Annotated in this window: 3 protein-coding genes; all 3 read right to left on the bottom strand. The window is 57.0% G+C overall.

Annotation, left to right across the window (positions count from 1 at the left end):
• Positions 1-1,676, bottom strand: a 1,676-nt coding sequence (locus RI563_RS12890; RefSeq protein ID WP_310694790.1) for a potassium/proton antiporter, incomplete at its 3' end; no start/stop codon positions are given.
• Between the two features lie 156 nt (positions 1,677-1,832).
• A complete protein-coding gene (locus RI563_RS12885; RefSeq protein WP_310694789.1) occupies positions 1,833-2,456 on the bottom strand; it encodes a V-type ATP synthase subunit D in 624 nt (207 codons plus the stop codon).
• A partial coding sequence (locus RI563_RS12880) for a V-type ATP synthase subunit B (protein ID WP_310694788.1) occupies positions 2,456-3,698 on the bottom strand: 1,243 nt, incomplete at its 5' end. The genes RI563_RS12885 and RI563_RS12880, both read right to left, overlap by 1 nt.

The raw sequence follows: 3,698 nt of genomic DNA, 5'->3' as shown, positions 1-3,698 counted from the left end.
TCGCCCTGTTCGATCTCCAGTACGATCAACTCAACCTTGTCCAGTCGGGCCCGATCACCGACGACAGGTTTGTTGCGAAACTGCTGGGCCAGGTATTCACCGACAGTCATCGTGTCACATCGCTCTGGCACGGAGACGCCGTAGGCCATCGACAGATCGCAGAGTTTGGCCCCGGGATCGAGAATAAAATCCCCAAAGAATTGATGATCCGACGCGTACTCCAGCGTGGTAAACAGCCGATTTATCTGATCCACCTCTTCGCTGGCAGCAAGGATATGGACATAATCCCCTTCTGCAAATCGATCGATATCTTTCGCATCGTAGGAAGTCCTGCCGCGGATAACCGACGTCAGGCGTGCCGTCCCCGGCAAAATAAAGTAATCCGGGGAGCGATTACGTAACGGGCTATTGCGCCCCAGGTGGTAGACCAGAATTTCACATTCAGGATGCCCCGGTATCAGGGTATCGACCTGCATCACGGGTTCCGGGCCCGGCGGAATATCCAGTCTTAACCAGCGTGCCACGGGAGCCACGGTCCAGCCCTGTAATAGTAATGAGACCAGTACGACGAAAAATGCCACATTGAAATAGAGTTCGGCCTGCTCCATTCCCGCCAGTAATGGAAACAGGGCCAGAATAATCGGTACCGCCCCTCGTAACCCGACCCAGGCAATATAAACCAGCTCACGCCAGGCAAAACGAAACGGCAACAGGCACACCAGCACTGCCAGTGGACGTGCGAGAAAGATCAACACCAGTGCGATCAAAAGGGCGTGCCAGGCGACCGGATAGAGCTCGGAAGGCGTCACCAGCAACCCCAGGATCAGGAACATACCGATCTGGCTTAACCACGCCAGCCCGTCGTGAACACGCAGAATATTCTGCCCGGCATGCAGCTTGCGATTGCCCAGAACCACGCCGACCAGATAGATAGCCAGAAAACCACTGCCGCCCAGGCTGTTACTCAGAGCGAAGATCAGCAAGCCACCACTGGTCACCAGCAGGGGGTACAATCCGTTGGCCAGCGTCAAATGATTGATCATAAACCCCAGCAGGCGAGCACCAAGCACGCCCGCCAGAGCACCGATTCCCATCTGGATGACAAACGACAGCCCGACATCCCAGCTCATCAACGGCTGCTGGGTCTGGATCAGTTCAATCAACACAATGGTAAGAAAGATGGCCATCGGGTCATTACTGCCCGATTCGATCTCCAGCGTAGCCCCTACCCTGCGCTCGATATTCATACCCCGGGCGTGTAACAGGGAAAAGACCGCTGCCGCATCAGTGGAACCGATAATGGCTCCCAGCAACATCCCCTGCATCCAGTGCAATTCAAAAATCCAGGCTGCCGCCAGCCCCACCAGACCACTGGTAATCAACACGCCGATGGTTGCCAGGCTCAATGCCGGACGCAAACCAACCCGAAAGCTTTCAAACTTGGTGTGCAGTCCACCGTTTAAAAGAATAATACCCAGTGCCACCGAACCGATCAGATAGGCGGTGCCGACATCATCAAACACCAGGTTTCCCGGCCCTTCTTTACCGCCGAGCATGCCTACGATCAGGAAAATTAACAGCAGCGGCGCGCCAACCCGTGCCGAGATGGAACTGACTACGATGCTGCCAAATAACAGCAAGGCTGCAATCAATAACAGGTTATTCAGCAGATCCATTTATACCATCGGCTCGTGTCGGGATTTTTGAAACAGTTTCGAAAGTAAAACCGGATAGCGTTATCTTACCACACAGAGGCCTTTCACAAACGCAGGCTCTCCCTGGATAAATTTTCAGCGGGTGCAAGGCCCGGGTTTTGGTGGACGCGATTGCCGTCAGTTCCGGGACTGTTGGTCCTGCAACAATTGAATCTGGAACAGCGTAGTGCGCTCCTCTTCTTCCAGGGTCGATTCAATATAACGGATCGTATTCTGATAGCGGGGAATGACATTATATTTGAGCGCGTTCACCCGTTTCTGGGTCTTGCGTTGTTCGACCAGCAAACGGCGCAGTGCGGTTTCGGCCTCGCCCAGCTGGATCAATACCAGTGCCAGTTCGGTCATCAACTGACGGGTCTGATCGAAACTGGCATCGGTACCGAACAGTCCCAGGGGCTGAAAAGGCCGTTTTTTGGCGCTGACAGAAAGATACTGCACACCCAGGCTGCTCATTGGCAGAATCCGCAATTCAATAGCCGGCTGGATCCCCATTGTGGTCTGCTTGAATTGCGCCCGCCCCATGCGCATATGGGTAATGGCCAGGGAGTGATAGGCCTGTTTCAGTAATGCCTTGCTCTGTTTGCGCAACGTGCGGTAATTGGCGAGCCGTTCATAAACCAGGCGGGTTAACAATTCCCGTTTGCGTTCCAGCAGGCTGTAACCCTTGTCCAGAAACCTGACCTGCTGCTGCAGTTGCAACAGGTTGTTTTTAGTCGGCGCGACCTTGAAACGTGCCGGCATTATTCGCCCCCCGAGGCGGTTCGAGCCGGGTTTTGCGACGCACGGCTCCAGTGGTGATATTTGTCGAGATCCGCGTCACTGACCCGGTTCAGGCTGTCGGGTGGCAACAGCGACAATAACTCCCAGGCCAGATCCAGGGTCTCGATGATGGAGCGGCTCTGTTCCTCGCCCTGGCCAATAAAACGTTGTTCGAATTGTTCGGCAAAATGCAGATATTCCTGATCCAGCTCGCTGAGTTCTTCCGGACCGATAATCGAAGCCAGGTTGCGGACCTCCTGCGCCCGTGCATAGGCGGCATATAACTGACTGGCGACCCGCGGATGATCGTCGCGGGTATCGTTCTTGCCAATGCCGTCTTTCATCAGGCGCGACAGGGAGGGGGAAATATTGATCGGCGGATAAACGCCCTGACTGTGCAACTCACGGCTCAATACGATCTGGCCTTCGGTGATATAGCCGGTCAGATCCGGGATCGGATGGGTAATATCATCGGAGGGCATGCTGACCACGGGGATCAGTGTGATCGAACCGGCGCGGTTGCGAATGCGTCCCGCGCGCTCATACAGCTCGGCCAGATCCGAATAGAGATAGCCGGGATACCCCTTGCGCGCCGGCACATCGCCCTTGGCGGTGGCGACCTCGCGCAAGGCCTCGGCATAGTGAATCATGTCGGTCATCACCACCAGTACGTGCATGTCCATTTCATAGGCCAGATATTCGGCCGCGGTCAGGGCCGTGCGCGGCAGAATCAGCCGTTCGATGGGGGGATCATCCGCCCGGTTGATGAACATCACCACCCGCCCGAGAACCCCGCTCTGTTCGAACTGGGTATGAAAATAACGGGCATCGGCATAGGAGACCCCCATGGCGGCAAACACGATCGCAAAACGCGATTCCTCGCCGGGTAACTGCGCCTGGCGCACGATCTGGGCAGCCAGCTGGTTATGCGGCAGGCCGGAGCCGGAAAAAATCGGCAGCTTCTGTCCGCGCACCAGGGTGTTCAGCCCGTCCACCGCCGAGATCCCCGTCACGATCACGTCCTGCGGGTAGTCGCGGGCGGCGGGGTTCAGCGGTGCGCCGTGCACGTCCAGCCTCGCTTCGGCCACCGGCGCGGGAAGCCCGTCGCGGGGCTGGCCCAGGCCGTCGAACACGCGTCCGAGCATCTCCTGCGAGACGCCGAGGTGGAGCGTCTCGCCTCGGAAGCGGACGCTCAGATCCTCCGCGTGCAGGCCGGTGGTGTCG

This window comes from Thiohalophilus sp. (assembly GCF_031581315.1).
GTDB lineage: Bacteria > Pseudomonadota > Gammaproteobacteria > UBA6429 > Thiohalophilaceae > Thiohalophilus.
Note: the sequence above shows the minus strand (reverse complement) of the source record. Positions and strands in the feature narration are given on the sequence as shown.